17 protein-coding genes and 2 pseudogenes are annotated in these 23451 nt (G+C 70.1%); 10 read left to right on the forward strand and 9 right to left on the reverse strand.

Annotated elements, in window-relative coordinates; all coding sequences use genetic code 11:
• Positions 1–85 precede the first annotated feature (85 nt).
• Complete coding sequence (locus ACLQ25_RS30115; protein WP_425734124.1) at positions 86–2236, reverse strand: FUSC family protein; 2151 nt, start codon at positions 2234–2236, stop codon at positions 86–88.
• A gap of 292 nt (positions 2237–2528) precedes the next feature.
• Here ACLQ25_RS30115 and ACLQ25_RS30120 point away from each other — a divergent pair.
• Positions 2529–3200, forward strand: a pseudogene (locus ACLQ25_RS30120) (hypothetical protein); the annotation flags it as partial.
• Between the two features lie 2672 nt (positions 3201–5872).
• Here the strand turns inward: ACLQ25_RS30120 and ACLQ25_RS30125 are convergent.
• On the reverse strand, positions 5873–7291 hold the full coding sequence (locus tag ACLQ25_RS30125) for a cation:dicarboxylate symporter family transporter (protein WP_425734125.1): 1419 nt from the start codon (positions 7289–7291) through the stop codon (positions 5873–5875).
• A 90-nt stretch (positions 7292–7381) separates the two neighbouring features.
• On the opposite strand from ACLQ25_RS30125, the gene ACLQ25_RS30130 reads away from it, so the two are divergent.
• A complete protein-coding gene (locus ACLQ25_RS30130; protein ID WP_425734126.1) occupies positions 7382–8962 on the forward strand; it encodes a sensor histidine kinase in 1581 nt (526 codons plus the stop codon).
• Entirely contained in the window at positions 8959–9654 is a 696-nt protein-coding gene (locus ACLQ25_RS30135; RefSeq protein WP_425734127.1) for a response regulator, read from the forward strand. The genes ACLQ25_RS30130 and ACLQ25_RS30135 overlap by 4 nt, the downstream gene beginning before the upstream one ends.
• A gap of 75 nt (positions 9655–9729) precedes the next feature.
• Here the strand turns inward: ACLQ25_RS30135 and ACLQ25_RS30140 are convergent, their stop codons facing one another.
• Together ACLQ25_RS30140 and ACLQ25_RS30145 are read right to left on the reverse strand one after the other, a co-directional pair.
• Positions 9730–10044: a transcriptional regulator gene (locus tag ACLQ25_RS30140; RefSeq protein WP_121654474.1), complete on the reverse strand. Its 315-nt coding sequence runs from the start codon at positions 10042–10044 to the stop codon at positions 9730–9732.
• Positions 10044–10436: a type II toxin-antitoxin system RelE/ParE family toxin gene (locus ACLQ25_RS30145; protein WP_425734128.1), complete on the reverse strand. Its 393-nt coding sequence runs from the start codon at positions 10434–10436 to the stop codon at positions 10044–10046. Before ACLQ25_RS30145 ends, ACLQ25_RS30140 begins: the two co-directional genes overlap by 1 nt.
• Before the next feature lie 274 nt (positions 10437–10710).
• Between ACLQ25_RS30145 and abc-f the strand changes: the two genes are divergently transcribed.
• Positions 10711–12348, forward strand: coding sequence for a ribosomal protection-like ABC-F family protein (gene abc-f / locus ACLQ25_RS30150; RefSeq protein WP_425734129.1), 1638 nt, complete (start codon positions 10711–10713; stop codon positions 12346–12348).
• A 177-nt stretch (positions 12349–12525) separates the two neighbouring features.
• Here abc-f and dnaE read toward each other — a convergent pair whose 3' ends face one another.
• Positions 12526–16056: a DNA polymerase III subunit alpha gene (gene dnaE, locus ACLQ25_RS30155; protein ID WP_425734130.1), complete on the reverse strand. Its 3531-nt coding sequence runs from the start codon at positions 16054–16056 to the stop codon at positions 12526–12528.
• A 143-nt stretch (positions 16057–16199) separates the two neighbouring features.
• Between dnaE and ACLQ25_RS30160 the strand changes: the two genes are divergently transcribed.
• The 3 genes from ACLQ25_RS30160 to ACLQ25_RS30170 all read left to right on the forward strand — a co-directional run bounded on the left by ACLQ25_RS30160 (position 16200) and on the right by ACLQ25_RS30170 (position 17972).
• A complete protein-coding gene (locus ACLQ25_RS30160; protein ID WP_425734131.1) occupies positions 16200–16820 on the forward strand; it encodes an L-threonylcarbamoyladenylate synthase in 621 nt (206 codons plus the stop codon).
• Between the two features lie 91 nt (positions 16821–16911).
• Complete coding sequence (locus ACLQ25_RS30165; protein ID WP_425734132.1) at positions 16912–17451, forward strand: RNA polymerase sigma factor; 540 nt, start codon at positions 16912–16914, stop codon at positions 17449–17451.
• A complete protein-coding gene (locus ACLQ25_RS30170) occupies positions 17448–17972 on the forward strand; it encodes a hypothetical protein (RefSeq protein WP_425734133.1) in 525 nt (174 codons plus the stop codon). Before ACLQ25_RS30165 ends, ACLQ25_RS30170 begins: the two co-directional genes overlap by 4 nt.
• A 35-nt stretch (positions 17973–18007) precedes the next feature.
• On the opposite strand, the gene ACLQ25_RS30175 is transcribed toward ACLQ25_RS30170, so the two are convergent.
• The gene (locus tag ACLQ25_RS30175; protein ID WP_425734134.1) at positions 18008–19435 is read right to left on the reverse strand and encodes a serine/threonine-protein kinase; all 1428 of its coding nucleotides are present in this window, start codon (positions 19433–19435) and stop codon (positions 18008–18010) included.
• Positions 19436–19550: 115 nt separating this feature from the next.
• On the opposite strand from ACLQ25_RS30175, the gene ACLQ25_RS30180 reads away from it, so the two are divergent.
• From ACLQ25_RS30180 to ACLQ25_RS30190, 3 genes are all read left to right on the forward strand, one after another.
• Positions 19551–20141 carry a hypothetical protein gene (locus ACLQ25_RS30180; protein WP_425734135.1) on the forward strand — a complete coding sequence of 197 codons (591 nt, stop codon included), beginning with the start codon at positions 19551–19553 and terminating at the stop codon, positions 20139–20141.
• Positions 20142–20271: 130 nt separating this feature from the next.
• Positions 20272–20613, forward strand: coding sequence for a PadR family transcriptional regulator (locus ACLQ25_RS30185; RefSeq protein ID WP_396802445.1), 342 nt, complete (start codon positions 20272–20274; stop codon positions 20611–20613).
• Positions 20610–21557, forward strand: coding sequence for a permease prefix domain 1-containing protein (locus tag ACLQ25_RS30190; protein WP_425734136.1), 948 nt, complete (start codon positions 20610–20612; stop codon positions 21555–21557). The genes ACLQ25_RS30185 and ACLQ25_RS30190 overlap by 4 nt, the downstream gene beginning before the upstream one ends.
• 195 nt (positions 21558–21752) lie before the next feature.
• On the opposite strand, the gene ACLQ25_RS30195 is transcribed toward ACLQ25_RS30190, so the two are convergent.
• The 3 genes and pseudogenes from ACLQ25_RS30195 to ACLQ25_RS30205 all read right to left on the reverse strand — a co-directional run.
• Positions 21753–21959 (reverse strand): DUF397 domain-containing protein, encoded by a 207-nt coding sequence (locus ACLQ25_RS30195; RefSeq protein WP_425734137.1) that lies wholly within the window; start codon positions 21957–21959, stop codon positions 21753–21755.
• Positions 21952–22830: pseudogene (locus ACLQ25_RS30200) on the reverse strand (helix-turn-helix domain-containing protein). The gene ACLQ25_RS30195 and the pseudogene ACLQ25_RS30200 overlap by 8 nt, the downstream one beginning before the upstream one ends.
• Positions 22831–23098: 268 nt before the next feature.
• Positions 23099–23451: hypothetical protein (locus ACLQ25_RS30205; RefSeq protein ID WP_425734138.1), on the reverse strand; the 353-nt coding region annotated here is incomplete at its 5' end.

The raw sequence follows: 23451 nt of genomic DNA on the forward strand, positions 1-23451 counted from the left end.
TACAACCCGACAACCGCCTGGTCACACCGCCCACAACCCACCGCAGCTTGACACCTCAGCTCCTGGGGTGTCTGACCGGACCGGCTCATGGTCGTCGGGTGGCGTCGGCGTCCGGGTGGATCCGGGTGAGGCTGTCGGCGAGCCCGGCGAGCCACCTGTCGACCTCGACCAGGTGCCGCACCGCAGCGGAGTCGACGTCGCCGAGCAGCGGACCAAGCCGGTCCACCTCGTCGACGCAGTCGATCGGTACGGGCATCGCCCCGGCCGGCTGACCGTGCGTCACCTCGTCGGCCAGGTCGTCGTACGCCGACCGCAGGTGCCCGGCCGTGTCCCGCAGCAGTGCCGCTGCCGCCGGCCAGCCGGCCAGGCAGCCGGGCGGATTGCGGCGCAGCAACGACTCAGCGCCGGGCACCACGTGGTGTCCGGCGCTCAGGGCGGCGTCCCAGTTCAGCTGAGCGCGCCCCGGGTCGTGACGCTCGGAGTGGTACTGGCAGTAGGACGAGTCGACCAGGATCATCCGCCGGCCGACCTGGTCGAAGTCGTGCTCGGGTCTCTGCGCGTCGCCGAGCACCGCTTCGACGGTGCGCTCGACCGCCGTCCCACTGGCCGCCAGGTAGCGGGCGGCGTTGTGCCGTAGGTCGTGGCCGGCTCCGCGCGGCCACATGGCCACACCGGCGAGCACGCCGATCACCGCGCCGAGCCCGACGTCGACCAGCCGCGCCTCGGCCAGCCGCCACCCCTCGGGGCTGAGCTGGGTGAACACGACGGTCAGCAGCAGGGTGAACAGCGCCTGCTGCCAGACCGGGCCGAGCAGGCGACCGACACCGAACGCCAGCAGCAACGCGACCGGCAGTACGACGGCGTACACGACCGGCTCCTGCACGACGAGCACCAGCAGGCCGCTCGCGACCACGCCCGCGATGGTGCCGAGCACGGCGGGTCGCAGCGCGGTGCGGGTGTCGGCGGCCGAGGTGCGCAGAACGGTGAGAGTCGCCAGGAGCACCCAGAAACCGTGGTTGAGGTGCAGCACCCCGGCCGCCACCCGTGCGATCGCCAGCGCCACCGCCAGTCGCAGCGCGCTGTGCAGGTGCGCGGAGCGGGGTGCGAGGTGGGCGCGGAACTGTCGCCGGTACAGCGTCCACGCGCTGTGTCGCGCGTACTCGAAGAGCCGGGGGTAGGCGTCGACGTCGGCCGTGCGCGCCCCGGCGGCGATCCGGGTGCCGACGGCGAAGATCCGTACCTGGTCGGCGAGGGCCAGCGCGGTCGCGTCCCGGCACATCCGGGGTACGTCCGGCGGGCCCGATCCCACCGACGGCTCAGCCGCGCCGATCGCGGCGTCCAGGTCCCGCAGGTCCACCTGGGGCGCGCCGGAAAGCAGGCTGCGGCTGGCGGCCCGGATCGCGTCGGCGCAGGGGCGCAGCAGCCGCGCCGCCGCCAGGTCCGGGATCGGCGTCGACGGGGCGTCCGTCGCGAGCCGGTCCGCCGTGGCCAGCACCTCCCGCAGCGCCGCCGCGGAGATCCGCAGTGCCCGGTCCTGGGCCCCGGCCGCGGTGGGTGAGGACTCGCGGGGGTTGCGAGCCAACCCGAGCACGGCCACCAGGTCGTACGCCCGCTCGCGCCGCCCGTCCGGAGCACCGTGGCCGGGGGCGGTCAACGCGTCGGCGGTGGCGTCGACGAAGGCCGCGACGCCGTCCGCCGCTCGGGCGAGCAGTTGCCGGTAGGAGACGGGCACCGGGTCGGGCCAGAGCACCACCTCGGCCGCGGCGAGCAGCACGATCGCGAGGGTCACCCCGCCGAGGCGCTGCGGCAGGCTGTCCGGCTGGTACGGCGGGAACGACGCCAGGATGTAGAAGAGTTGGAACGCGCTGGCCAGACCCACGAGGCGCGGGCTGCCGACCCCGGCGAACGCCACGACGAACCCGATGACCAGCATCCCGCCGGCCGCCGCCCAGGTGCTCCACGCCAGGAGCGTGCCGGCGGCGATCAGCGCCCAGACCGCCGGCAGCGACGTGACGAGGATCCGCGCCCGTTGTGACGCCGGCCCGGGCAGTTGCGCGAACGCCCCGGCGGCGATCGTGCCGAACAGCGCGTACGTGGCGAGCAGCGGGCTGCCCACGCCGTAGCGGCAGGCGTAGAAGAGGACGGACGCAACGAGGGTCAGCCGGGCCGCGCGCCGCAGGACGGCGCCGTTCGGGTCACGGCGACGAAGCCGGCCCACGAGGCTCGGTCCGCGCACGCCTAACTCCCCCGAGTCGTCGCGGCGCCCCTCCCCGGCATCTCATTCTCCACGCCGCCTCCGCGCGACGAGGGGTTTCCGGGCGCACTGGGGCTAGCTGGTCCGCCGGCCGATACCGCTGCGCCACCGAGGCGAAGGCGACCTTCGGTTCCGAGTCCATGTCGGGGTAGGTCCCGTCGCGGCTCGCTCAGGCACGAGGAACGCCGGCGAGCGGAGCACCATCCCGCTTTGCCCGGGGGGACGGAGAAGGCGGGCGTTGCCCGCCCGTAGTCGCTGCACTACCGTGCGGCACATGCGCTCCCGCCCGCTCTGCTATGCCGACGCGGCTCGTCTACTTGGCAGCCCGGAAAATCCTGTGATACGAACAGTCGGCGCGACAAGCAGCATGGTTGCCGCTGGCCTGACCGCGGCTGGCCTCGGCGGGGCCGACTTCCTTTCCCTGGGCCGCGAACTGATCACCTGGGGTAACGCGGCAATGGCCGGCCTGCACGAGCGGATCACCGGCCTCCGGCGTTTCGACCGCACGCAACGTCTCGTAGCCGCTCACGCGATCATCGTCGTCACCGCCTTCTATGAGGCACTTGAGATCGCCTTGGCCGAGCACCCAGAGGTCGACCTGGCAGATGCCGCACTGACCGCCGGCGAACAGGTCGCCATCACCACCTCAACCGCGCTCGTCGACCGCTACGCCGACCTGGTGCGGGTGCTCATCGACACACCGCCTCCAATGCCCGCGCCGCACCAACCCTTCGAGATGACCATCGGCGCACTCGGCGCTTACTTCGGGTCAGCGGCAGCCGCCTTGCGGGACTTCCTGCACGGCCTCAGCGCCTTCGAGGGACGCGACGATCGGGTCACCGAGACCATCGCGGCCATCGAAGGAGACGTACGCCGGATCGCGATCGACCGGTACACGCAGGCGTACCGGGAACTCATCACGCAGGCCCCCGAGTTCGGGGTTTGGGCGAGCATGGTCGACACCGAGGCCACCCGCGCGCTGCTACGGGACTCGGTCGCCGACCTGTCCAGACAACTTGCCGACCTGCGCGCAGTGTCGGCTGCGACCGCCGTCGACGCCGTCCTGGCCGGTCTCGGCCGGCGGTACCGGGCCGGATTGGACCGAGCCATCCTGGCCTCCGCGCATGCGCCTCGCCACGTCGTGCTTCCCAGCCTGGGCAAGGGGTACGTCAACCCGCACGGCCGGGTCGCGGTGGCCGGGCCCTACGATCTTCCCGCCACCGAGACGTGGTGGTCACGGTCCACCCGCCTCGATGACGTCCATGCCTTCCTGCTGGCGCACCTGACCGGACCGCACGCCATCGAGAGCCCGCTCGTAGTACTGGGTCAGCCCGGCTCGGGCAAATCCGCGATGACGAGGGTTCTCGCCGCCCGGCTTCCTCCGGCCGACTTCCTGGTCATCCGAGTCGAACTACGCAACGTTCCCGCTGACTCCTCGATCCAGGGGCAGATCGAGGAGGCGCTCGTGCAGATGCTCGGCGAACGAGTCTCCTGGCCCGACCTCGCCCGCCGCGCGGGCGACGCTCTGCCCGTCGTCATCCTGGACGGCTTCGACGAGTTGCTGCAAGCCACCGGGATCAACCATGCGGACTACCTCGACCAGATCCGGCTGTTTCAGCAGCGCGAGGAGGAACTTGACCGCCCGGTTGCCATGCTCGTCACCAGCCGTACCGTGGTCGCCGACCGAGCGCGGTTCCCGGACAACTCCGTGGTGCTGCGACTCGAGCCGTTTGGAGAACCGCAGATCCGGGCGTGGCTCGACGTGTGGAACGACCACAACGGTGCCAGCCTCGCCGCCCGGGGATTGCGGCCGTTGTCTGCCGAAACAGCCCTCGCCCATGGCGAGTTAGCGAGCCAGCCACTGCTGCTTCTCCTGCTGGCGCTCTATGACGCAGGTGACAACGGCTTACAGAACGCCGAGGGCGACATGCGCCGCGTGGAACTCTACGAGCGACTCTTCGCTGATTTCGTCGAACGCGAGGTCGATAAACAAGAGCGCGGCTACACCGACGACCAACGCGCTCACGAGATCGCCGCGGAGTGGCGCCGTCTGATGGCGGTCGCCATCGCCATCCTGAACCGGGGCGGTGATGTGATCCTGGAAGCCGAGCTGGATGCTGACATCCCGCACCTGCTGTGGAAAGAAGACCTGCGCTCGCCGTCGGCCGAGTCTGCCGACCGGGCACTCACCATGAGCCAGCTGATGGTCGGTCGGTTCTTCTTCATCCACGAGTCGCGAGCGACCCGGGACACCAGCGGGCCGGAACGCAGCTTCGAATTCCTGCACGCCACCTTCGGCGATTTTCTGGCCGCCCGACAGATTGTCTCCGCCCTTGTCGATCTCGCCGATGAACGCGTCCACCAACGACGGCGTCAGGGTGTGATCGATCCCGGCCCGTTGTACGGGGCGACATCATTCGTCACCATCACCCGACGAACTCCGCTGTGGGAATTCTGTCGGGGACTGCTCGCGCGGCTGGACCCACGGCAGCGTGGGATGTGCCGCGAGCTGGCTTTGGATCTCCTGCCTGACGTCGGATATCCGCACCCCACCTGGACGAGAGGCGAATACGAGCCGCGGCGGACACCGGCCGCCGTACGGCAGGCGGCGTTCTCGGCAAACCTGGCCTGCTTCGTGCTGTTGTTGTCGGACGGCCCCGTGGACGCGGTCGAGTTGGTCGGGGAGCCGGTCGTCGACAACTGGCGACGGCTGGCGTTGCTGTGGCAGAGCCAGCTCGACGCCGAGGACCGCAAGCGGATGTGGCAGACACTTCGCGTGGCATGGCGGCTTGATGTGTCTCCCACACGTCTGGAGGTACGCCCCGAGGACGGCGCCGATATCAGCGTCTACGAGTCGCTGCCCTGGCCACCGGATGCCCGTCCGGGCACCCAGCCGCTTGATGGTCGGGTAGCTGCCATGGCGCCGGACGTGTTCGTCGCGGCGGACAGCCGAATCGGGCGGTCCCTGCGTCGGTCGGCGTTCGTGCAGACCGGACACGACGTTCGGGAATGCCTCTACGACCTGATGCCGTACTGGCAAGAAGTTGGCGTTCCCGGTCTGCATGAGATCGACGGTGAGCCCTTCCTGGTGTCCGAGGCGGCGCTCTTTCTGCAACTACTGCTGTCGCCAGCGGATCCGCAGCGGCGCGACATGCGGGCCGAGCAGTACGCCTGGGCCTTCGCGCTCACGCCTCTGCCACGGCAGCGGAGCCTGCTCATCCGGCAACTGGTTGACGATGCTCCGGGTTTCTCCGCGGCGAACCTGAGAAAGATCTTCGGACGCCTCACCATGGACGACCTCGTGAGCAACCCGACGGAGAGCGAACGGATTGTCATCACGGTGGCAGCGCGCGAGGATGATGGGCCAGCGCTCGCAGAAGGACTGCTGCGCGCTGTTCAGCGCGGTGTGCCCAGCGAACCGGTCGCGCAGGGGCGTGAGCAGGTCACTCACCTACACCGGATGCTCGGCCTGGCGGATCCGTTCGCGCTCCCGGACCGGCCCTCCCGATAGTGGTCGGCTTCGGTGGAACCCCCTGCGGTCGCGCCGCTCGCCACGCCACGCGGTCACGACCTCGTCAGCGATGAGCAGGGGACCGCAGAGGGCTTCCAAGCTCCGGATCAGGCTCTCACACCTGCGGTAATCGCCTGGTCGTCGTCGGACCGCCGCGGCTCGGCCGTCTCGTCGTCGTGGTCGTGGTCGTGGTCGTGGTCGTGGTCGTGGTCGTCGAGCATGGTCGCCTCGTCGAACGGGTCGTCGCCGCGCAGGACCTCGGCCGCCCGCTCCCGGTCGAACTCACCGGTCCAGGTGCCCACCAGCACGGTCGCCACCGCGTTGCCGGCGAAGTTGGTCAGCGCGCGCGCCTCCGACATGAAGCGGTCGATGCCGACGATCAGGCCGACCCCGTCGACGAGGTCCGGGCGATGCGACTGGAGGCCACCGGCCAGCGTGGCCAGCCCGGCGCCGGTAACGCCGGCCGCGCCCTTGGACGCGATCACCATGAACAGCAGGAGCGAGATCTGCTCCCCGATCGCGAGGGGCTTGCCCAGCGCGTCGGCGATGAACAGCGACGCCATGGTCAGGTAGATGGCCGTGCCGTCGAGGTTGAAGGAGTACCCGGTCGGCACGGTGATGCCGACGACCGGCTTGCTGACGCCGAAGTGCTCCATCTTGGCGATCAGCCGGGGCAGCGCCGACTCCGACGACGACGTCGACAGGATCAGCAGGAACTCCCGGCCCAGGTAGCGCAGCAGCGAGAAGATCGAGATCCGGGCGATGAACCAGAGCAGCGCGCCGAGCACCACCAGCACGAAGATCAGGCAGGTGACGTAGAAGCCGACCATGATCTGGGCGAGGCTCTTGAGGGCGTCCACGCCGGTCGCGCCGACCACGGCGGCCATCGCGCCGAACGCGCCGACCGGCGCCAGCCACATGATCATCGCGAGGACCTTGAAGACGACCCGTTGGATGACGGCGATCGCGCCGAGGACGGGCTCGCCGCGTCGGCCCAGCGCCTGTACGGCGAAGCCGACGAGCAGCGCGACCAGCAGCGTCTGGAGCACCTCGCCCTCGGTGAGCGCGGAGAGCAGCGTCGTCGGAATGATCCCGAGGAGGAACTCAGTCGTACCGCCGGCCTCGTCTCCGGCGGCGGCCTTGCCGGCGCCCGCGAGGTCCTGACCCAGGTCGAGGCCGTAGCCGGGGTGGATGAGGTTGCCGACGACCAGGCCGATGGCGAGCGCCACGGTCGACATGGTCAGGAAGTAGCCGAGAGCCAGGCCGCCGACCTTGCCGACCTTCGCGGCCTGCCGGACCGAACCGACGCCGAGCACGATGGTGCAGAAGATGACCGGGCTGATCATCATCTTGATGAGGTTGACGAAGCCCGTGCCGATGGGCTTGAGTTCCTTGCCGAATTCGGGAGCGACCAGGCCGACGACGATGCCGGCGAGCACGGCCACGATGACGGCCAGGTACAGGTAACGGGTACGGTCCCGGCGGGCCGACGGTTCCGCCGTGGTGGTGGATGCGGTGGTGTCCATGTCGACAATGTGAAGCGCGTCTCACCCGTTGACAGCCTTGCGGTCATTCTGTTCACCGCTGACCGGGAGAAGTCCGAGGAGGTGCCGGAGGTGGCCCGACGGCAGTGGAGCATCGCGGGGCAGCTCTTCGCCCTCCAGGCGGTGGTGGTGACGTTGCTCGTGCTGGCCGGCGCGGCGGGCGCTGTCTGGCTGGCCCGCGCCGACTCCCGCCAGGCCGCCCAGGAGGAGGTGCTCGCGGTGGCGCAGACCGTGGCCAACTCCCCCGACGTCCGCGCCGCCCTCACGACCGCCGACCCCGCCAGCACCCTCGCGCCGTACGCCGAGTCGACCCGCAAGGCCACGGGCACCGACTTCGTGGTGGTGATGGCCCCCGACCGCACCCGCTTCTCCCATCCCACGCAGAAGCAGATCGGCGAGCCGTTCGTCGGCGAGATCGGGCCCGCCCTGGCGGGCCACGCGTTCACCACCACCAACGTCGGGACGCTCGGCGAGTCGGTGCGCGCGGTCGTCCCGGTGTACGACCAGGAGCGGCGCATCATCGGCCTGGTCTCGGTGGGTATCACCACCCGCACGATCAACCGGAAGCTCCTGCGTCAGCTCCCCGTGCTGCTCGGCGTCGCGGCACCGGCGCTCGCGCTCGCCGCGACCGGTTCGTGGCTGCTCAGCCGCCGCCTGCGCCGCCAGACCCACGGCCTGGGACCGACACAGATGACCCGGATGTACGAGTACTACGACGCGGTCCTGCACTCGGTGCGCGAGGGTCTCGTGGTGCTGACCACCGACCGGCGGGTGGCCTTGATCAACGACGAGGGCCGGCGACTGCTGGGCCTCGAAGGCGACGAGCCCGTCACCGATCAGCCGGTGGCCGACATCGACCTGCCACCGGCGGTGGCCGAGCTGCTCGCGGCCGGCCGCGACGCCCTCGACGAGCCTCTGCTGGCCGGTGATCGGGTGCTGGTGGCCAACCAGCGGACCGCCCGCTTCGAGGGGGCGGCGCTCGGCACCGTGCTGACCCTGCGCGACCAGACCGAGCTACGAACCCTGGCCAGCGAGCTGGACTCCGTGCGCGCGCTCACCCAGGCTTTGCAGGCGCAGACGCACGAGTCGGCCAACCGTCTGCACACCGTCCTCACGCTGGTGGAGCTGGGCCGCGCCGACGAGGCTGTCCGGCTCGGCACCCGGGACCTCGCCCTCGCCCAGCAACTGACCGACCGGGTGGTCGACGCGGTCACCGAGCCGGCCCTGGCCGCCCTGCTGCTCGGCAAGTCCGCGCAGGCCGGAGAGCGCGGCGTGGACCTCGTGATCGAGCCGGACTGCCACCTCGACGACAGCCCGCTGCCGACCAACGACCTGCTCACCGTCGTCGGCAACCTCGTCGACAACGCCCTGGAGGCCGTCGCCGGTACGCCCCCGCCGCGCACCGTGCGGGTCTTCGTCGGCACCATCGACGACGAACTGGTGGTTCGGGTCGCCGACAGCGGACCCGGGCTGGCGAAGGAGCGGGTGGCGGACGCCTTCCGGCGCGGCTGGTCCACCAAGAGCACCGGGCGGGGGCTCGGGCTGGCGCTGATCGGGCAGGTGATCCGCCGCCACGGCGGAAGCGCCGAGGTGACCCGCTCGGACGCCGGCGGCAGCCTGTTCACCGTCCGGCTGCCGGGGACACGGTCGTGAACGACATCCGGGTGCTCGTGGTCGAGGACGAGCCGCTGCTGGCCGAGGCGCACGCCGCGTACACCGAGCGGGTGCCCGGCTTCGCGGTGGTCGGGGTGGCACACACGGCACGGGCGGCGATGGCGGCCCTGCGCGCCAACGACGGCGGCGACGTGGACCTCGTACTCCTGGATTTTCGGCTGCCCGACCTGCACGGCCTGGACGTCTGCCGGGCGTTGCGCGCGGCCGGCAGCAGCGTTGACGTGCTGGCGGTGACGTCCGCGCGGGACCTCGCGGTGGTGCGCTCCGCGGTCTCCCTCGGGGTGACGCACTACCTGCTCAAGCCCTTCACGTTCGCGGCGTTCCGCGACAAGCTGGACCGCTACGCGGACTACCGGGCACAGGCGCTCGCCGACGGCGAGGTGGCCGCCCAGCACGACGTGGACCGGATGTTCGCCACGCTGCGCGGCGCGACCGGACACGGCCTGCCCAAGGGGCTCGACGCGCAGACCCTCACCCGGGTACGCGCGGCCTTGGCCGACGGGTCCGGCCCGGGGGTGGGGCTGTCCGCGACCGAGGTGAGCGCGGCGACCGGCATCTCCCGGGTGACCGCCCGCCGCTACCTGGAGTACCTGGTGACGATAGACAGCGCCGCCCGCCACCCCCGCTACGGCACCCCCGGCCGCCCCGAGGTCGAGTACCGCCCCCGCTAGCTTCTCTGCGACGTCAGGCAGCGCTGGACGCGTGATCAACGACTGCCGTAGCCGGCGAACCTCGTGGTCGACAGATCAGGCGATCTGCCGCAAGTCGTCGCCGTAGTCGAAGATGATGCGCATCCGGGCGCCAAGCGCTCGTGCATATCGGCTCAGCGTCGCGACCTCATTGGCCTCCAGATCACCATTCTCGATCTGGCTGACACGGCCGGGCGTGACACCCATCAACTCGGCCACCTGTCGCTGGGTCAAACCCAGCCGCTTCCGCTCTTCGGCGAGGTGGAACGCGCTGATCCACGCCTCCGTTCGGGCACGTTCGGCGTCGAGCGCCTCATCGTCCCCGTCGTGCAGCTCGGCCCGGATGTCGTTCCAATCATGGAAGTCGCTCATCAGCCCTCCCTCCGCTTCCTCTCGAAGGCAAGCCAGCCCTCGTACGCGATCTCGGCCAGCGGAATCGCCTTGTCATACCATCGATTCCAATCCCCCGCCTTGTCGCCGGCCACCAGCAGGACGGCCTGAGACCAGGGGTCGAAGACGAACAGCACCCGAACGGCGACGTCTCGCCCAGACCTCGGTCGGAGTTCCTTGAGGTTGCTGATGGCAGAGCCTCGGAGGGTGTCCACAAGTGGACGCCCGAGGCCCGGCCCGGTCTCCGCGAGTAAGTCGATCGCCACGTTGACCGACCGATACGTCGCGGGATCGGCCTGACGCAGCGATCGCAACCAGTCGCGGACCTCGCTTGTCGTCTTGATCGCCCAGCGACGTGGCGGCTCATGAGACATGGAGCAACTATAGCCTGGCCTATACACCGGCCTTTGCAATCTAACGCAGTGGCGGGGCGGGGATCCGTTGTTAGACTCGCTCCGTTGGGTTAGCGGTACGACCAAGGGGACCAGACATGGCGGGTGACGACGACATCTCCGGGTGAGACCGGACGTGTTCGGCCATCGGTTCGGCGCGCTGTGCGGAGCCGTGGTGGCCGGGTCGTCGTTCCACCGGTCCCGTTCGTCGTCGGGCGGCTTACGCACGCCCAGCCCACCCTTGAGGTCATTCACCATGTCTGACGCTTTCATCGTCTGCTCGAACCTGTCCTTCTCCTGGCCGGATGACACCCCGGTCTTCTCGGATCTGTCCTTCAGCGTCCCCGGGGGTCGCACCGGCCTGGTCGCGCCCAACGGCGCCGGCAAGAGCACCCTGCTGCGGCTGATCGCCGGGGACCTGCGGCCCGGCGGCGGCAGCGTCACCGTCGACGGTCTGCTCGGGTACTTGCCGCAGACCCTGCCGCTGGCCGGCGACCTGGCGGTGTCGCAGGTGCTCGGCGTCGCCGAACGCGTCGCGGCGCTGCACGCCATCGAGGCCGGGGACGCCAGCGAGAGGCACTTCGCCACCATCGGCGACGACTGGGACATTGAGGAGCGCACCCGCTCCGAGCTGGATCGCCTCGGTCTGGGCGATCTGTCGCTCGACCGGCCGCTGCACACGCTCAGCGGCGGCCAGGTGGTCTCCCTCGGGCTGGCGGCACAGCTGCTGCGCCGTCCGGACGTGCTGCTGCTCGACGAGCCGACCAACAACCTGGACCTGGCGGCCCGGCACAAGCTCTACGACGTGCTCACCGACTGGTCCGGGTGTCTGCTGCTGGTCAGCCACGACCGGGAACTGCTGGACCGGATGGACCGCATCGCCGAGCTGGAACGCGGCGAGATCCACTGGTACGGGGGCAACTTCACCGCGTACACGGAGGCGGTGCGGGCAGCGCGCGAGGTGGCCGAGAGCAACCTGCGTAACGCCGAGCAGGAGGTCAAGCGGGAGAAGCGGGAGATGCAGCAGGCCCGCGAACGGGCCGACCGGCGGGCCAGCAACGCCTCGAAGAACCTGAAGAACGCCGGGCTGGCCCGGATCGTCGCCGGTGGGCTCAAGCGCAGCGCGCAGGAGTCGGCGGGCAAGTCGCAGGAAACCCACTCCGCCCGGCTCGGCTCGGCCAAGGCCCGACTCGACGAGGCCGGTCGCGCGGTCCGCGACGAGGACACGATCACCGTCGACCTGTCCGACACCACCGTCCCGGCCGGACGGACGGTCTTCACGGGTACGGGGATGCGTGCCCGCTTCGACGACCGGGAGTTGCTCGGCGGCGGCGGTGCGGACCTGGTGATCCGGGGTCCGGAGCGGATCGCGCTCACCGGGGCGAACGGCGTGGGCAAGTCGACCCTGCTGCGCCTCGTCAACGGCGACCTCGAACCCGCCAGCGGCGAGATCAAACGGGCCGACGGGCGGATCGCGTACCTGTCGCAGCGGCTCGACCTGCTGGACCCCGACCGGACGGTGGCGGAGAACTTCGCCGCGTACGCGCCGAGCCTGCCGGACGCCAAGCGGATGAACCTGCTCGCCCGGTTCCTGTTCCGGGGCGCACGGGTCAACCTGCCCGTCGGGGTGCTCTCCGGCGGTGAACGGCTGCGCGCCACCCTGGCCTGTGTGCTCTGCGCGGAGCCGGCGCCGCAACTGCTGCTGCTCGACGAGCCGACAAACAACCTGGACCTGGTCAGCGTCGCCCAGTTGGAGAGCGCGCTGACCGCGTACCAGGGGGCGTTCGTGGTGGTGAGCCACGACGAGCGGTTCCTGACCGAGATCGGCGTCCAGCGCTGGCTGCGCCTGACCGACGGCCAACTCCGCGAAATCGCCGCCCCCAACCAGAGCTGAGCCCCGCCCCGCCCCCGCCCTCGCCCCCGCGCCCGCCCCCGTCGATCATGGAGTGGTGGTGCCCACAAAACGCGGTTATGGGCGCTTTGCCACCCACCACAACTCCATGATCGGCGGGGCGGGGCGGGGCGGGCGAGGGCGGGCGGCGCGGCGGGCCGAGGGCGGACCGAGGCCAGGTCAGCTCACGTTGGCTGGGCCGAGGACGCTCTTGAGGTCACCCATCAGCGCGGTCGTCGCCGCCACCCGGAACGGGCCCAGCCGCAGGGTGGTGGTGCGCCCGCCGTTGAGGAGTTTGACGTGCACCTCGGTGTCGCCCGGGTGCAGCACCAGGGTCTCCTTGAGCTTCTCCATCAGCGGCGGCGTGCAGCGGTGCACCGGGATGGTGAGGGTGACCGGCTTGTTGGTGGCGCTGGTGCTGACGTCCGGCATGGACATGTCCATCGCCATGATGCGCGGGGTGTCGTCGCGGCGGTCCACCCGGCCCTTGACCACCACGATGGCGTCCTCGGCGATGTACTGCCCGATGACCTCGTAGGTGTTGGGGAAGAACAGCGTCTCCACGCCGCCAGCCAGGTCCTCCAGGGTCGCCGAGGCCCAGGCCCGGCCCTGCTTGGTGACCCGCCGCTGTACCCCGGAGAGGATGCCGGCGAGGGTGACGACCGATCCGTCGGGCACCGCGCCGTCCTCGGCCAGGGACGCGATCGTGGTGTCGGCCGCCGCGCCCAGGATGTGTTCCAGGCCGAACAGCGGGTGGTCGGAGACGTACAGGCCGAGCATCTCGCGCTCGAAGGCCAGCTTGTCGCGCTTCTCCCACTCGCTGTCGCCGATCACCGGCATCACCGTCGTGCTGCCGGTGTCCGCGTCGCCGAACCCGGCGCCGAACAGGTCGTACTGGCCGACGGCCTCCTTGCGCTTGACGTCGGCGTACGCGTCGATGGCGTCGGCGTGCACCGCGAGCAGTCCCTTGCGGGGGTGCTCCATGGAGTCGAACGCACCGGCCTTGATCAGCGATTCGATCGTTTTCTTGTTGCAGACCACCGCGTCCACCTTGGACAGGAAGTCGTAGAAGTCGGTGTAGTCGCCCTTCTCCTGGCGGCACCGCATGATCGAGGCGACCACGTTCGCGCCGACGTTGCGGACCGCGGCCAGGCCGAAGCGGATGTCCTTGCCGACCGGCGTGAACGGCCCGGCCGAGGTGTTCACGTCCGGCGGCAGCACCTGGATGCGCATCCGACGGCACTCGGACAGGTACAGCGCCATCTTGTCCTTGTCGTCACCGACCGACGTGAGCAGCCCCGCCATGTACTCGGCCGGGTAGTGCGCCTTGAGGTACGCCGTCCAGTAGGAGACGAGGCCGTACGCGGCGGAGTGCGCCTTGTTGAAGGCGTACCCGGCGAACGGCACCAGGACGTCCCACACGGCCTGGATCGCCTCGTCGGAGTAGCCGCGCTCGCGGCAGCCGTCCCGGAACGGGATGAACTCCTTGTCGAGGATCTCCTTCTTCTTCTTACCCATCGCCCGGCGCAGCAGGTCCGCCTGGCCGAGCGTGTAGCCGGCGAGGATCTGCGCGGCGCGCTGCACCTGCTCCTGGTAGACGATCAGGCCGTGGGTGGGCGCCAGGATCTCCCGCAGGGGCTCCTCCAGCTCCGGGTGGATCGGCGTGATCTCCTGGAGGTTGTTCTTGCGCAGCGCGTAGTTGGTGTGCGAGTCGACGCCCATCGGGCCGGGCCGGTACAGCGCCAGCACTGCCGAGATGTCCTCGAAGTTGTCCGGCTTCATCAACCGCAGCAGCGACCGCATCGGCCCACCGTCGAGCTGGAACACGCCCAGGGTGTCACCGCGGGCCAGCAGCTCGTACGCGGCCTTGTCGTTCAGCGGCAGGGCCAGCAGATCGAGCTTGAGGCCGTGGTTCAGCTCGATGTTCTTGACGGCGTCGTCGATGATCGTCAGGTTGCGCAGGCCGAGGAAGTCCATCTTCAGCAGGCCGAGCGACTCGCAGGTCGGGTAGTCGAACTGCGTGATGATCGCCCCGTCCGCGTCGCGGCGCATCAACGGGATGTGCTCGATGATCGGCTCGGCGGACATGATGACGCCGGCGGCGTGCACACCGGTCTGCCGGATCAGCCCCTCGATGCCCTTGGCCGTGTCGATCACCTTGCGCACGTCCGGGTCGGAATCGTACAGGCCGCGGATCTCGCCCGCCTCGGCGTAGCGGGGGTGCTTCGCGTCGAAGATGCCGGTGAGCGGGATGTCCTTGCCCATCACGGCCGGCGGCATCGCCTTGGTGATGCGGTCGCCGACCGCGTACGGGAAACCCAGCACCCGGGCCGAGTCCTTGATCGCGGCCTTCGCCTTGATCGTGCCGAAGGTGGCAATCTGGGCGACCTTGTCCTCGCCCCACTTGTCGGTGACGTACTTGATCACCTCACCGCGCCGACGCTCGTCGAAGTCGATGTCGACATCCGGCATCGAGACACGCTCGGGGTTGAGGAACCGCTCGAAGATCAGCCCGTGCTGGATCGGGTCCAGGTCGGTGATGCCCAACGCGTACGCGACGAGCGAGCCGGCGGCCGAACCACGGCCCGGCCCCACCGCGATGCCCTGGTTCTTCGCCCACTGGATGAAGTCGGCGACCACGAGGAAGTACGACGGGAAGCCCATCTGGTTGATGACGCCCAGCTCGTACTCGGCCTGGACGACGTGCCCCTCCGGGATGCCGTTCGGGTAGCGGCGGCCCAGGCCGGCGAAGGTCTCCTTGCGGAACCAGGACTCCTCGGTCTCCCCGTCGGGCACCGGGAAGCGCGGCATCAGGTTGTGGAACTCGAACATGCCCTTCGGGTCGACCTTCTCGGCGACCAGCAGGGTGTTGCGGCAACCCTCCTGCCACAGCTCGGACGAGTCCACCGCGCGCATCTGGTCGGCGCTCTTGACGAAGTAGCCGCCGCCCTCGAACCGGAACCGGTTGGGGTCGTCGATGTTGCTGCCGGTCTGCACGCACAGCAGCACGTCGTGCGCGGTGGCCTGCGCCTCGTGCGTGTAGTGCGAGTCGTTGGTGACCACCGGCGGGATGTCCAGCTTGCGGGCGATCTCGGTGAGCCCCTCGCGGACCCGACTCTCGATGGAGAGGCCGTGATCCATGATCTCGAGGAAGTAGTTCTCCTTGCCGAAGATGTCCTGGTAGCTCGCGGCGACCTTGAGCGCCTCGTCGAACTGCCCCAGCCGCAGCCGGGTCTGCACCGCCCCCGACGGGCAGCCCGTCGTGGCCATGATCCCCTCGGCGTGCTCGGCGATCAGCTCCATGTCCATCCGGGGCCACTTGACGTAGTGCCCCTCCATGGAGGCGCGCGAGTTGAGGGTGAACAGGTTCTTCAAGCCCCGCGCGTTCTTCGCCCACATGGTCTTGTGGGTGATCGCGCCGTTACCCGAGACGTCGTCGCTCTTCTGCTCCGGCCGACCCCACTTGACCCGCGCCTTGTGATAGCGCGACTCCGGCGCCACGTACGCCTCGACACCCAGGATCGGGGTGATCCCGGCGGCCATCGCCTGGTTGTAGAAGTCGTTCGCGCCGTGCATGTTGCCGTGGTCGGTGATCGCCACCGCCGGCATGCCCAGCCGGTTGGCCTCGGCGAACAGGTCCTTCAACCGGGCCGCTCCGTCGAGCATCGAGTACTCGGTGTGCACGTGCAGATGCGCGAACGAATCAGCCATGCGTGGCGCCCCCCGGCGGTGTGGATCTAGGTGGTCGGAGCCGACCGGCACCTACCCTACCGAGGTGATCTCGGCGGCTCCACCGTCCGCGCCGAGGGTGGTCCGCGTCTCCTGTTCGCACCGGACAGGCCTAGGCTCGACGGATGGCGAGGTACTACGACGTACACCCGGAGAACCCGCAGCCCCGCGTGATCCGGCAGGTTGCCGACCTGGTCCGTGGCGGCGGCCTGGTCGCCTATCCGACGGACTCCTGCTACGCGCTCGGCATCCAGCTCGGTAACCAGGACGGGCTGGACCGGATCCGGCAGATCCGTCACCTCGACGACCGGCACCACTTCACGCTGGTCTGCCGGGACTTCGCGCAGCTCGGCCAGTTCGTCCAGATCAGCAATGCGGTGTTCCGCCTGGTGAAGGCGTCCACGCCGGGCAGCTACACGTTCATCCTGCCGGCCACCAAGGAGGTGCCCCGCCGGATGCTGCACCCGAAGAAGCGGACCGTCGGCGTGCGGGTCCCCCGGCACACCGTCACCCAGGCGCTGCTCGCCGAGCTGGGCGAACCGCTGGTGTCCAGCACCCTCACGCTGCCCGGCGAGGAGGAGCCGATGACGCAGGGGTGGGAGATCAAGGAACAGCTCGACCACCAGCTCGACGCGGTGCTGGACGCCGGCGAGTGCGGCATGGAGCCGACGACGGTGATCGACCTGTCCGGGCCGGAGCCGGAGATCCTGCGCCGGGGCGCCGGAGACGTGTCCCGCTTCGAGTAGCCCGGGTCGGGTGCCGGACCGGACGAGGACGGACCAGCACCGGCGGCCGTACGCTTGAGGATCGGCCACCGGCGAGCATTGGACACCCGGCATGCCCGACCCCGCTGACCTCGACGCCCTGGCCCGCCGCGCCGCGCAGGGCGACCCGGCGGCGCTGGACACCCTGCTCGTCGCGGTGCGTCCGGAGGCGCTGCGGGTGTGCGCCCGATTCCTGCCCAACCGCGAGGACGCCGAGGAAGCCTGCCAGGACACCCTCCTGGCGCTGGCCGGCGGCATCACCCGGTTCGAGGGTCGCTCCTCCTTCCGTACCTGGCTGCACCGACTGGCCGCCAATCGGGCCCGCTCCACGTACCGCACGTTGCGTCGCCGCTGCCGACTGGAGGCCGGCGGTGTTCCGGTGCCCGATCAGGCCGACCCCCGGCGGACCAGCGTGGTCGCGGGCACCCGCCTCGATCTGCTCGACGCGTTCGACTCGGTCCACCCCGACCACGCCGAGGTGGTGGCCCTGCGCGATGTCCTCGGGTTGAGCTACCCCGAGATCGCCACCCTGCTCGACCTCCCGGTGGGCACGGTGAAGTCCCGGTTGCACCTGGCCCGGAGGCAGGTCCGGCAACGGCTCGGCGCCGGATGATCCCGTCATCGGTCCGCCGGCTCACCGTCCTCCTCGCGGCCACCATGGCTGTCGCCGCCTGCGGCGACGACGCCGTCTCGCCGCTGCCCGTCCAGCCGCCCGGCCCGACCCGTCCGACGCCGACACCGCCGGCGATCTCCGCGACCCCCGCGCCCACCGCGTCGCCGTCCCGACCGCCGCCGACCAGCGGCCGCCCGCCCGCACCACCCAAACCAAGGGGTACGCCCCGAACGACTCCCCCGCCGACCGCCGCGACACCGGCCTGTCAGGGCGCGGTCCGCTACGACCTGCCACTCGCCGAGACCGAGATCGAGCTGCTGCGATCGCTGTGCTTCGCGACCGGTGCGGTGCTGCGGATCCAGGGAATCGGGCCCGGGCTCGTCACGGTGGACCGCCCGGAGCTGGTCTCCCAGCAGTACGAGGCGGGCGTGGTGGACGTCCGCTTCGTCCGCCCCGGCACCGTCGCCGTGATGATCCCCAAGGAGGGTCGGGAGCACACCATCACCGTGGTGGTCCGCTGACCCGCGCCCGGCGACATGGTCTGCCCACGGGCGAGTCAGCGCACACGTACACCGGCGAGCAGGGTGTCCACGAACTCCGGCCCGCTGCCCACCGGCGGGGCGATCTGCACGTACACCAGGGCGGAACCGTCGGGGTGCCGGCCGGCCGACTCGACGATCCGCGGCCGACCCTGGTCGCAGGCGTAGAGCACCACCGTCCACTCCACGCCCGCCTGTCGGGTGGTGCGGGCCGGCGCGGGCGCGCAGTCCCCGTGCGTACGCTCGGCCAGGAATCCGGCCGGCGTGGTGCGTGCCGCCGTGGCGGCGGAGAGGCCGACGAACGCGCCGGGCAGTTGGGGGTCGGCGGCCCAGCGGCGGGGTCGCGGCGACATCACCAGGGCCGGTTCGGGTTCGCCGTCGGGGCCGTACTGGCCGGCCCAGGTCGCCCCCGTGGCGGACCAGCCGGGCGGTAACGCCACGGTCAACGGCCCGGTCGTGTACGCGTCGCCAGCCGACCGGCCCGACCCGGTGCCGCCCGGCTCGGCCGCCACCTGGCTCAGCGCCACGGCGACCACGACGGCCACCCCGGTCAGCAGCGACCGGCGTGGACGGCGCGGTGGCGGCCCCTGCCGTGTGCTCGCGGCAACCGGGCTGGCCGGTCTCCGCGCCGAGCCGCTCGCGCGAGCCAAGGCGGCGTGCAGGACCGCGGCGTCGGGATAGCGGTCGCCCGGGTGGTATGCGGTGGCTCGGGCGAGCACCGCCGCGACTCCCGGCGGCACGCCGTCGCGGAGTCGGATCTGTGGGGCGGGTCGTGGCGGGTGGGGATGCGCGCCCGACGGGTCGGCGGCCAGCAGCCGGACGCCGAGCCGGCCGAGCCCGTACACGTCTGCGCGGGTGTCGACCACCGCTCCCGGGTCGTCCTGCTCAGGCGCCATGTAACCGGGGGTGCCGGCCCGGGCGGTCAGTCCCGAGGCGGCGGCGAGCGCCTTGGCGAGGCCGAGGTCGGCGATCAGCACCTGCTCGGCATCGGGAGCGTCCGGGCCGGCGGAGCGGAAGAGGACGTTGCCCGGGGTGAGGTCACGGTGCACGACACCGTGCCGGTGCAGCACGGCGACCCCGGCGCAGACCTCGCCCAGCAGCCGCAGCGCGGTCGGCGCGGGGATCTCGCCGTGGGCGAGGCGGTCCCGCAGGCTCCCCCGGTCCGCCCAGGCCAGGACCGCGTACGGGCGGCCGTCGGGCAACTCACCGACGGTGTGCACGCGGATCAGCCGCTCGTGCTCCAGACGGCGCAACAGTCGGGCCTCGTCGAGGAAGCGTTCCCGGACCCGCAGGTCATGGCTCCAGTTCTCGGCCAGCACCTTTATCGCCACCCGGGCGTCGAGGACCGCGTCGTAGCCCAACCAGACCGTCGCGAACGAGCCGACGCCCAGCAGTCGCTCGATGGTGTAGGACCCGATCCGCTGCGGAGCCGTCAACCGCGTCACCCCCGGCCAGCTCGGTCCCTTCCACAGTAGACCCGGTCGGTCGTCAACCCGACGAACCGCTGATGCCGGCGCGGTGACTAACAGGGCAGGAGACCCATCACCGAAGGAGCGCATCATGAAACGTCCCCTGACCCTTGTCACCACTGCGGCGCTGGCGCTCGGCACGCTCGTCCCGATGACCGTCGCCGGCCCGGCGGCGGCAGCGTCCCCGGCCGGCGGTGTCACCTCGGCGTACGCCCCGCTCTCCGCCGCCGGGCACACCCACCCGCAGGTGCTCAGCGTCGGCGGCGCCGGCGCGTACCGGATCGGCGCCAGCCTGGCCGCGCTCACCGCGGCCGGCCGCATCGACTGGACCGCGCCGGGCTGCGGCACGGTGGTGAACGCCGGTGCGACCGGCTCCTGGGCCGGTGTGCTCCTGCTGGCCTTCCGCGACGGACTACTGGTGGAGGTCGGTACGGCCACCGCGCCGCCGCAGTCCCCGGCCGGGGCCCGGGTCGGCATGTCCTTCGCGGAGTTGGAGGCGATCTACGGTCCGCGCGGGTCGCTGATCCGCAACGACGCGGGGGACGCCGAGGCGTACCTGGTTCGCGTCGGGTCGCGGGTGGAGCTGTTCACCGGGCACCCGATCCGGCCGGGCGTCGGCTACTTCCAGGTCGGCCCGGCGAGCTTCGTCGAGCGGAACTTCCGCCAGGGCGTGTCCTGCTGAGTCGGAGCAGGTGGCGGGGCGTCCGGTGTCGACCGGGCGCCCCGCACGTCGTAGCGGTCGGGGCAGGGCTTGGCACACACGATGATGTTGTATTGGACAATATTGTGTGGCACACAGTATGGTGTGACACATGGTTAGCGAGGACGTTCTACGGACGCACCTGCAGGAGTTGCGTCGAGGCACCGTCGTGGTGGCCAGCCTGGTCGCGCTCCGGCGACCGGACTACGGCTACGCATTGCTCCAACGGCTCACCGACCACGGCTTCCCGGTGGACGCCAACACGCTCTACCCGCTGCTGCGCCGCCTGGAGGACCAGGGCCTGCTGACCAGCGAGTGGAACACCGAGGAGAGCCGGCCGCGCAAGTTCTACCGGACCAGTGACGAGGGCGAGTCGATGCTGAGCCGGCTCCTGGACGACCTCGCCGCCGTACAGACCTCCATCAACGGCCTGATCCAAGGAGTCGACCGATGAACACCCTGACCGATCGCTACCTCGCCGCCACCCTGCGCTCGGTGCCCGCCCCGCGCCGCGACGAGATCTCCACCGAGTTGCGCGCCTCGATCGAGGACATGATCGAGGACCGGACGGGGGGCGGCGCGGACGCGGCAGCCGCCGAGCGGGAGGTGCTCACCGAACTGGGCAACCCCGATCGGTTGGCCGCACGTTACGCCGACCGCCGGCTCCAGCTCCTCGGCCCGACCTACTACCTGATCTGGCTGCGGCTGCTGAAGCTGCTACTCAGCTTCATTCCGGCGCTCGCCGGCACGGTGGTCGCGGTGGTCGCGGTCGTCGAGGGCAAGGGCTTCGGCGCCATCGGCCCGGGCCTCGTCGTCGCCCTGCACGTGGCGGTGCACATCTGCTTCTGGCTCACCCTGGTCTTCGTCCTCATCGAGCGGTCCCAGCCGACCGTCGACCTGCCCGAATGGACCGTCGACCAGCTCCCCGACGTCCCCGCGCACCGGGACATCTCGCTCGTCGACACCATCGCGACGGTGACGATGCTGGTGGTGTTCATCGGCTACCTGCCGTGGCAGCACTTCCAGTCCTGGGTACGAGACACCAACGGTGACAACATCCCGCTCCTCGACCCGGCCCTCTGGTCGTTCTGGCTGCCGGCGCTGATCGGCGTGCTGGTCCTCGACGTGGTGTTCGAAATCGTCAAGTACCGGATCGGGCGCTGGAGCTGGCGGCTGTTCGCGACCAAGGCGCTGCTCAACCTGGCGTTCACGGTGCCGGTGGTGTGGCTGGCGCTCTCCGACCGACTGCTCAACCCGGCCCTCGGTGAGCGGCTCGACTGGCTGGCCGTCGCGGACAATCGCGAGATCCTCGGGGTCATCATCGCGCTGACCACCGCCGGGATCGCGGTGTGGGAACTGATCGACACCGCACTGAAGACCCGCCGCCAGACCACCTGAGCGGCATCCGAGACACCGGCCCGGCGCGGACCTCACCGTGCCGGGCCGCCGCGCGTACGACACCGGACCGCTCGCCGTTCGGTGGCTCTGACCAGGGCGAAGGGCTTCGTGCATGGGCGCTTGATCGACTCCGGTTCACGGAAATGGGGGTGTCCATACGCATCTGACACCCCCATTTCCACGATGTCGAGTCGATCACGCGTTGGGCGCTACTCCGGCAGTCTTGGTGTGCGCCAGGAATGCGGCCCAGGCCCCCGGGGTGAAGGTGAGCGCCGGCCCTTCGACGTCCTTACTGTCCCGAACGGCCACGACACCGGGAAGATTGTCCGCGACCTCGACGCAGTTGCCCTCATTTCCACTACGCGTGCTCGTGCGCCAGCGGGCACCGGTCAGATCACTCATCGTAGGTCTCCTTGATCACTGTGCTCACCAGATCCTCCGACGCGCGCTCGGGCAGGGCAAGATCCCAAAGCGCCTGCCAGACCTCAGAGTACGTCTGGACCTCGGCCGGACGATCGAGGTAGAGGCCACCGGTCAGCGACTCGCTGTAGACCGTGCTGGGCTCGGCCGGCCGAGTGCCGACTGCCGGAAAATCGAGCAGGACAAAGGCGCCGGCCACGGATGCCCGGTGCGGACCGACCCCCAGTGGCAGCACCCGGACCGCGATGTTCGGTGCCTAGGCGGCGTTGACCAGGTAAGCGAGTTGCATCCGCCAAGCCTCGATGTCATCGATGGGTCGGCGGACCACGGCCTCGTCGACCACGACGTCAAGACGCGGTGCCGCAGGACTACGCCTGATCAACAACTTCTGCCGCTGCATCCGTAAGGCGACCTTCTGCGCCACCTCCTGCGGGGTACGCCCGGGTTTGGTCTCGAACACCGCGGCCATGTACTCCGGGGTCTGCAGGAGCCCGGGTATGAGGGTCGGCTCGTACTGGCGGATGGCGGAGGAGGCCGCCTCCAGCCCCACGTACAACTCGAACCAACCCGGGATCACCTCGTCATAGGCGTGCCACCACCCCCGGGACTTGCTCTCCCGAGCGAGACTGACCAACACCTCGGTCAGCTCGGCAGACGTGCCGTAGAGCTGACACATCAAGACCACGTCATGGGTGCGCAGCGCAGTCTGACCGCTTTCCAGCCGGTACATCTTGGCCCGGGACCATTCGAGGTCACTGGCGGCAGCCTCGAGGTTGATCCCGGCTTCCTCACGTGCCTGGCGCAGAAGCCGGCCCAGTTGCCGCCGCGGAACTGACGAACCGACCTCACTCATCCGGCCTCCGGTCTCACCTCACGTGGCCTCTCTGTCTCATCTGGAACAGAATGACCGGCCAAACGAGACGGCGTCAATCTCGAGGCGCGGTTTTCGATATGAGACGTTGCAGATTGTTGGTGGACGCAGGATCGTGCCTGGTAGATGCCCTACTCGCATTGATCTCGGAGGCAGGCGATGTGCCGTTGGAAGTGGTTTCACCGTCCAGACGAGCCGATCGACGTGGGGGAGCGGACCAGCTTCCCGGCCCGCACCGGGGCCTACCGGCTCACCGTGCCGCCCTCGTCGAGAGGGAAGGGCGCGGCGTCGTCCCAGCGAGGTGATCGCGATGATGGGTGAGCAGCCCCGGCCGGAGCCGCCGTTTCTCGTGACGGTGGCGACCTACGTCATCGACTTCCACCACCGCAACGTCTGCACCAGATGCACGCCGGACGGTTCGTGCCCCCGCCTGGTCGAGGCGAGTGATCATCTCAAGACGTGGCGCGACCGGAAATCCGACGGCCGTGCGGGCGGGTGATCTGTTCCAGGTCACCCGTGCGGCCAGTGACGTGATCTCAACAAGAATCCGGTAGGTATCGGTATTCGAAATGGGTGAGGTGGAGAGCGGCGCGGACGATGTCG

It is taken from the genome of Micromonospora sp. DT44, from assembly GCF_049841635.1.
GTDB lineage: Bacteria > Actinomycetota > Actinomycetes > Mycobacteriales > Micromonosporaceae > Micromonospora.